This is a genomic window from Dehalococcoidia bacterium, from assembly GCA_003597995.1.
Lineage (GTDB): Bacteria > Chloroflexota > Dehalococcoidia > Dehalococcoidales > UBA1222 > SURF-27.
Window position 1 is genome coordinate 22,189 of record QZJY01000051.1, and the last position, 6,779, is coordinate 28,967.

The following is a 6,779-nucleotide window of genomic DNA, read 5'->3' on the forward strand; positions in this document are numbered from 1 at the left end:
TCTAATCCTTAGCTCTGCACCTGAGTCATTTTTTCCACCTTAGTGGAATGCCCGCGGAAGGTGCGTGTTGCGGCAAACTCCCCCAGCTTGTGTCCCACCATATTCTCGGTGATGAAGATGGGCACATGACGCCGGCCGTCGTATACGCCGATGTTCAGACCGACCATCTGGGGAAGGATGGTAGACCAGCGAGCCCAGGTCTTGATAACCACTTTTTTACCCGAGCTGTTGACGTCGTCCACCTTCTTCATCAGCTTGACATCTACGGCCGGTCCCTTTTTTACTGACCTTGACATTTATTTACCTCGCCGCTTAACAATCAGTTTATCCGAATGCTTGGGTTTGCGTGTTTTGTAACCCAGAGCCGGCTTGCCCCAGGGCGTCTTGGGCCCCGGCATGCCGATGGGGGTGCGCCCCTCGCCGCCGCCGTGAGGATGGTCCCGTGGCGACATGGCTGAGCCGCGCACCGTCGGCCGCTTGCCCTTGAGGCGATTGCGCCCGGCCTTGCCCATCTTTACGTTGGAGTGTTCCACATTCCCCACTTGGCCGACCGTCGCCCGGCACTCGGCGCGCACGCGCCGCATCTCGCCTGATGGCAGCCGGATGAGCACATAGTCGCCTTCCTTGGCCATTAGTTGAGCAGCAGTACCCGCGCTACGCACCAGCTTGCCGCCGCGCCCCACTTCGGTCTCGATATTGTGAACGAGGGTACCGGTAGGCATATTCTTGAGAGGCAGCGTGTTGCCCGGTTTCAGATCGGCATCGTCGGCGACTTTTATTACGTCGTCAACATTCATACCGCTCGGCGAGACTATATAACGCTTGTCTCCGTCAGCATAAAAAATCAGTGCGATATTGGCAGATCGGTTCGGATCGTATTCGATAGCCGCCACGCGTCCGGGGACGCCGGCTTTGTCGCGTTTGAAGTCGATGACACGCAGCATGCGCTTTACGCCGGAGCCACGGTGGCACACGGTCACCTTGCCCTGGACGTTGCGGCCGCCCCGCCCTTTTTGCGGGACAACCAGCGCTTTCTCAGGGGTCTGCTTGGTTATCTCTTCATAAGTCAGCCCGGTCATTCCCCGCCTGCCTGGCGAGGTCGGGCGATAAATTCTAATGCCCATATCCTATCTTACTCCTTAGACGCCTTCAAAAAGCTCGATTTTGTCGCCGGGTTTGAGTGTGACGATAGCCTTTTTAGAGGGCGCTGTGGTCATCGTGCGCCGGCCTGCCCGGCGCGTTTTCCCGTGGACTGTTATCACGTTAACCCCGGTGACGGTGACCTTGAAGGCTTTCTCCACGGCCTGTTTTACCTGCGTCTTGTTGGCCCCGGTGGCCACCTCGAAGGCATATTTACCCTGGCTTTGCAGCATGGTGTTCTTCTCGGTAACAAGAGGTTTGCGCAGTACTTCGTAGACCTGGATCTCTTTCATTAAACGGACCCTCCCCACAGCTCTTCGATCTGCCGCAGGGCAGCTTCGGTCATAAGCAATTTCTCGTAGGCCAGCATATCGGCCACGTTAAGCAACCTCGCTGGCATGGTCTTTACCCGGGGCAGATTGCGCGCGCTCTTTACGACAACCTCGTCCACTTCGGGAAGAGCCAGGATGGCGCTCTCTACGCCCAGCGCTTTCATCACCTTGACTATATCCCTGGTCTTGGGCTCGTCGAGCTTGAGTGAGTCCAGCACCACCAAACCCTGCTCTGAAGCTTTGGACGAGAGCACGCACTTGATGGCCAGTCGGCGCATCTTCTTGGGCAGCGCCACCGACAGGTCGCGCGGATGAGGGCCAAAGATGATGCCGCCGCCGCGCCTGACGCCGCTCTTGATGGAGCCGGCGCGCGCCCGCCCGGTATGCTTCTGGCGGTACAGCTTCTTGGTGCTGCCGGCGACCTCCGAGCGCGTCTTGGTGTCGGATGTGCCCTGGCGTGCGTTGCCACGCTGGGCCACCAGCGCCTGGTGAACCACTGCGTCGTTGGCTGATTGGGCGAAGACCACGTCGCTGATGTCGATGTGGCGCACTACCTCGCCGGCCATGTTATAAACCGGAATGTTCACTTGTTTCTCCCACTGGACTTACCGATTAAAAGTAGTCCGTTCTTGGCTCCTGGCACAGGGCCTTTTACCAGAAGAAGGTTGCGCTCCACGTCGGCCTTGAGGACCTCCATATTGCGCACGGTTACTCTGTCATCCCCCATGTGCCCGGCCATGCGCGTGCCCTTGTAGACACGCCCGGGTGTGGTAGTGGAACCGATGGAGCCTGGCGCGCGGTTGCGGTCAGACTGGCCGTGGGTCTTGGGGCCGCCGTGAAAATGATAACGTTTGACGCCGCCGGCGAAACCGCGCCCCTTGGAAATGCCCGTAACGGTGATCTTGTCGCCGGGTTTGAACAGGCTGACGTCCAGCTTGTCGCCCACTTTGACGCCCTCAGTCGTTTCCAGGCGGAATTCCCTGAGATACTTGAATTCACCCAGGCCCTTGCTCTGGCCTTTCTGGACTGAATTCAGCTTTCTGGCCGCGCCGAAACCCAGTTTGGCTGCGGTATAGCCGTCGCTCTCAGTGGTTTTCAACTGCACCACCGTGCAGGGGCCGGCCTCTATCATGGTGGCCGCTTCGGCATTTCCCTTTTCGCCGAAGAACTGTGTCGTACCCAGTTTGCGTCCTATAATTCCTTGTATCATCGTCGTACCTTACTGCGATTTAATGTCTATGCCCACGCCTGAAGGCAGATTGAGATTGGTGAGGGCGTCTATGGTCTTGGACGTGGTCTCCACGATATCGATAATGCGTTTGTGGGTGCGCACCTCGAACTGCTCCTGGGAATCCTTGTCGATGAAAGAGCTGCGGATGACGCTGAACTTCTTGATGCGCGTCGGCAGCGGCACCGGGCCGGTTACCACCGCGCCGGTCTTTTCCAGCGCTTCCACTATCTGGCGCGCCGCCTGGTCCAGTATGCGGTGATCGAAACCCTTGAGTTTTATGCGTATTTTCTGCTTGGTAGTAGTCATTTAACCCTGCCTCACTAACTAGTCTTGCCTACGAGCTCGGCCTTGAGTTCCTCAGCCAGAGATGCCGGCACCTGTTGATATTGAAAGAATTCGAGAGAGAAAGTAGCGCGCCCCTGGGTCATGGAACGCAGATCCGTGGTATAGCCGAAGGTCTTGGACAGAGGGACGATACCATGTACGGTCGTGGTATCCCCGGTTGTATCAATTGATTCTACACGCCCGCGTCGGGAGTTGAGGTCTCCGATGATGTCACCCATGTACTGTTCAGGGGTGACTAACTCTACCTTCATCACTGGCTCAAGAATTACAGCATTGCATTTATGCAAAGCGTTCTTAAGTGCTAGCGAACCGGCCATTTTGAAAGCCATATCGTTGGAGTCAACCTCATGGAAACTACCGTCGACTATAGTGGCCTTTACGTCAATCACCGGGTAACCGGCCAGGCCGCCGGTCTCCAGAGATTCCTTAATACCTTCGCCGGCCGCTTTGATGAACTCGCGGGGCAAAGTGCCGCCGCGGACCTTATCAAGATATTCAAAGCCTTTTCCGGTGTTAGGTTCAAACTCCACCCACACATGGCCATACTGGCCGCGGCCGCCGCTCTGGCGCACGAATCTGCCTTCCACTTTGCATTTGGCGGTAATGGTTTCTTTATAAGCTACCTTGGGCGCGCCCACATTAGCGCCCACCTTGAATTCACTCAGCAAGCGGCTGACCAGCACATCCAGATGCAATTCGCCCATGCCGGCGATAACTGTCTGCCCCGTCTCGTTATTGAACGACACCTTGAAAGTGGGATCTTCCTCGGCCAGCTTGTTAAGACCTTCAATCATCTTGTCGCGGTCGGCACGCGTTTTGGGTTCGACAGCTACGGAGATGACCGGTGTCGGGAAAGTGATGTTCTCCAGTAAAATCGGATGTGAAAGATCGCATAAAGTATCGCCGGTGAAGGTATTCTTGCTGCCCATGGTGGCCACGATAGAGCCGGCGTTAGCCGATTCTATTTCCTCATGATGGTTGGCGTGCATCAACAGTAGCCGCCCAACACGTTCTTTATTGTCACGCGTTGAATTTAACACAGTGGTACCGGCTGTTATCGTGCCGGAATAAATACGCAGGTAAACCAGACGACCTACAAAAGGATCGGACACGATTTTGAAGGCCAGCGCCCCTAAAGGAGCATCATCTACGGTAGGGCAGTTTACTTTATTGCCGGTTTTGATATCAATAGCCTCGGTAACCGGCTTATCCAGCGGCGACGGTAAATAGTCTATAACGGCGTCTAGCAACGGTTGCACACCCTTGTTTTTGAGAGACGAACCGCATAGCACGGGAATAGCCTTGCCGCTGATGGCCACCCTGCGCAGCGCTGCCTTGATATCAGCAGCGCTGATTTCCGCCCCTTCGAGGTAAGCATTCATGATATGATCGTCGGCTTCGCCCAGACGCTCAATCATCTTCTGGCGATGTTCCTCGTAGTTGGCCTGTTCCGCAGCGGGGATCTCTGCTATCGTAGGGGGATCTTCCGGCTTAGGGCCTTCGTATATGATAGCCTTGCCTTCAACCATGTCAATCATGCCGCGGAAGGTAGATTCCTTACCGAGGGGAAGCTGTATAACAATCGGTTTTGCTTTGAGACGGGTCTCTATCATGCCGACACAGCGGAAAAAGTCAGCGCCGGTGCGGTCCAGTTTGTTGACGAAACAGATGCGCGGCACGCCATAACGGTCGGCCTGGCGCCAGACGGTTTCGCTCTGAGCTTCTACGCCGGCCACGCCGTCGAAAACGACAACGCCACCATCCAGCACGCGCAGGCTGCGCTCTACCTCGGCCGTGAAATCCACATGTCCGGGGGTGTCGATAAGATTGAAGCGGTGGCCCTTCCACTCACAGGTGGTGGCGGCAGAGCAGATGGTAATGCCGCGGGCGCGTTCCTGTTCCATCCAGTCCATTACCGTGGTACCTTCGTCTATATTACCGATTTTATAGGTGCGGCCCGTATAGAAAAGGATACGCTCGGTAGTAGTGGTCTTACCGGCATCGATATGGGCAATGATGCCTATGTTGCGTATCTTTTCTTTAGAGAAACTTTCAACCATATTTCTGGAACCTGAATCCTTATCTAAAACGTGGGTGCTAATCTTATAGCTCCCTAATTACTTACCATTTATAGTGGGCGAAAGCCCGGTTGGCTTCGGCCATCTTGTGAGTCTCTTCGCGCTTCTTGACCGCCGCCCCCTGTCCCTTGGAGGCATCCAGGAGTTCGGATGACAGCTTTTCGGCCATGGATTTGCCGCTGCGCTCGCGGCTGGCCTTGATTATCCAGCGCAGGGCCAGTGCCACGTCGCGCCCCTTGCGCACCTCTACGGGCACCTGGTAGTTGGCGCCGCCCACACGGCGTGGCCGGACTTCCAGGAGCGGGGTGGCGTTGGTGACAGCCTGTTGCAGTATGGAAAGCGGCTCTTTGCCTTCCTTCTCCTGCATGATATCCATCGCCCCATAGAAAACACTCTGAGCGGTACTTTTCTTGCCGCCCAGCATGATTTTCCTGATGAAAACCGTTACCAGTTCGCTGTTGTACTTGGGGTCAGCTTCTACTTTTCTTCGTTTTACAAATGCGCGACGAGGCATGTTCCCTCCTAGGCCTTGGCTTTAGCCGCTTCAGCGCCGCCCTTGGCTCTCTTGGCGCCGTATTTGCTGCGACCCTGTTTGCGATTGGCGACACCGGTGGTATCCAGAGTGCCGCGAATGATGTGATAGCGCACCCCTGGTAGGTCGGGCACGCGTCCGCCGCGTATAAGCACCACCGAGTGCTCCTGCAGCTCATGCCCTTCGCCCGGGATGTAGGCCGTGACCTCGATGCCGTTGGTCAGCCTGACGCGGGCGATCTTGCGCAGAGCGGAGTTAGGCTTTTTGGGCGTCATGGTTTTGACCTGCACGCAAACGCCGCGCTTCTGCGGAGCGCTCTTCTTGCGGCGCACCAGCTTATGTTTTAGCGCATTAAGGGTAAACCTCAATGCCGGCGTTTTGGTCTTCTTCGAGACCGTGTGACGCCCCTTCCTGACCAGTTGATTGATAGTGGGCAATCTTTTTTCCCCTTTACTCCCACAATTCAAAGGATGAGCCCAAGCTCATCCTTTGTTAAACTCCAGGGCCGGCAGGTCTAAGATACCCTGCTACAGCCGCTAATGGTGTCTGACAAACGCAATTGGAAAGTGTAACACAGCCTCGCGGGGCTTGTCAAGCTCGGAAGCTCTAGACCCCCGCATTTCTGCTAGCTTTATTTCAGGCGTGAACTGTGCCTGATTTTTGCCGCTGTTATGTTTTCGCCTGCCAAAATGTAAAAAGTATTATACAGGAAATGGCGAGTTGTGTCACTGATAACCGCCAGCCAATGCTTATACATTATATATGCACGTTGATTATCGCTGAGTGGGATTATTGCTTCCAGCGCGTCCAGAGATAAAGCAGCCCTCCCTTATCTTCATTCCCTCCGTGTGGATGAGCCGAATACTATGCCTGACCAGAGACGCGGTATGTTAAATCCTTCTTCATCAATATATACTAAATATACTAATACTAAACGGCACCTGAGCGCGATGAGTGTAATTTCTATCGTTACCTCCTAACAACGTGGCGAGGGTGTCTGTATAAAACCACGACAACCCCATTGCAAAAGTTCAGAAACATATTGGACTCTCTGGGAGGTGAAGATGGGGAGTCCGGATGAAGCAAATCTATGTAGAAAGTTATTACCGGAGCGGCTATAG

Annotated in this window: 9 protein-coding genes; all 9 read right to left on the reverse strand. The window is 55.2% G+C overall.

Annotation, left to right across the window (positions count from 1 at the left end):
- Positions 1–8: 8 nt before the first annotated feature.
- Entirely contained in the window at positions 9–296 is a 288-nt protein-coding gene (locus C4542_06670) for a 30S ribosomal protein S19 (protein RJO61320.1), read from the reverse strand.
- Positions 297–1,124, reverse strand: a complete 828-nt coding sequence (locus C4542_06675; protein RJO61321.1) for a 50S ribosomal protein L2 — start codon at positions 1,122–1,124, stop codon at positions 297–299.
- 15 nt (positions 1,125–1,139) lie between these two features.
- A complete protein-coding gene (locus C4542_06680) occupies positions 1,140–1,424 on the reverse strand; it encodes a 50S ribosomal protein L23 (protein ID RJO61330.1) in 285 nt (94 codons plus the stop codon).
- 8 nt (positions 1,425–1,432) lie between these two features.
- Positions 1,433–2,059, reverse strand: a complete 627-nt coding sequence (locus C4542_06685; protein RJO61322.1) for a 50S ribosomal protein L4 — start codon at positions 2,057–2,059, stop codon at positions 1,433–1,435.
- Positions 2,056–2,682, reverse strand: a complete 627-nt coding sequence (locus tag C4542_06690; GenBank protein ID RJO61323.1) for a 50S ribosomal protein L3 — start codon at positions 2,680–2,682, stop codon at positions 2,056–2,058. The genes C4542_06685 and C4542_06690 overlap by 4 nt, the downstream gene beginning before the upstream one ends.
- A gap of 9 nt (positions 2,683–2,691) precedes the next feature.
- The gene (locus tag C4542_06695; GenBank protein ID RJO61324.1) at positions 2,692–3,009 is read right to left on the reverse strand and encodes a 30S ribosomal protein S10; all 318 of its coding nucleotides are present in this window, start codon (positions 3,007–3,009) and stop codon (positions 2,692–2,694) included.
- Between the two features lie 14 nt (positions 3,010–3,023).
- Complete coding sequence (fusA, locus tag C4542_06700) at positions 3,024–5,108, reverse strand: elongation factor G (protein RJO61325.1); 2,085 nt, start codon at positions 5,106–5,108, stop codon at positions 3,024–3,026.
- 61 nt (positions 5,109–5,169) lie between these two features.
- On the reverse strand, positions 5,170–5,640 hold the full coding sequence (locus C4542_06705; GenBank protein RJO61326.1) for a 30S ribosomal protein S7: 471 nt from the start codon (positions 5,638–5,640) through the stop codon (positions 5,170–5,172).
- Positions 5,641–5,648: 8 nt separating this feature from the next.
- Positions 5,649–6,095, reverse strand: coding sequence for a 30S ribosomal protein S12 (locus tag C4542_06710; protein RJO61327.1), 447 nt, complete (start codon positions 6,093–6,095; stop codon positions 5,649–5,651).
- Positions 6,096–6,779: the final 684 nt, after the last annotated feature.

Bases quoted from the DNA above. Each gene is read 5' to 3' on its own strand.
- C4542_06695 (RJO61324.1), bottom strand. From the start codon at position 3,009: ATGACTACTACCAAGCAGAAAATACGCATAAAACTCAAGGGTTTCGAT.
- C4542_06670 (RJO61320.1), bottom strand. From the start codon at position 296: ATGTCAAGGTCAGTAAAAAAGGGACCGGCCGTAGATGTCAAGCTGATG.
- fusA (RJO61325.1), bottom strand. From the start codon at position 5,108: ATGGTTGAAAGTTTCTCTAAAGAAAAGATACGCAACATAGGCATCATT.
- C4542_06705 (RJO61326.1), bottom strand. From the start codon at position 5,640: ATGCCTCGTCGCGCATTTGTAAAACGAAGAAAAGTAGAAGCTGACCCC.
- C4542_06675 (RJO61321.1), bottom strand. From the start codon at position 1,124: ATGGGCATTAGAATTTATCGCCCGACCTCGCCAGGCAGGCGGGGAATG.
- C4542_06690 (RJO61323.1), bottom strand. From the start codon at position 2,682: ATGATACAAGGAATTATAGGACGCAAACTGGGTACGACACAGTTCTTC.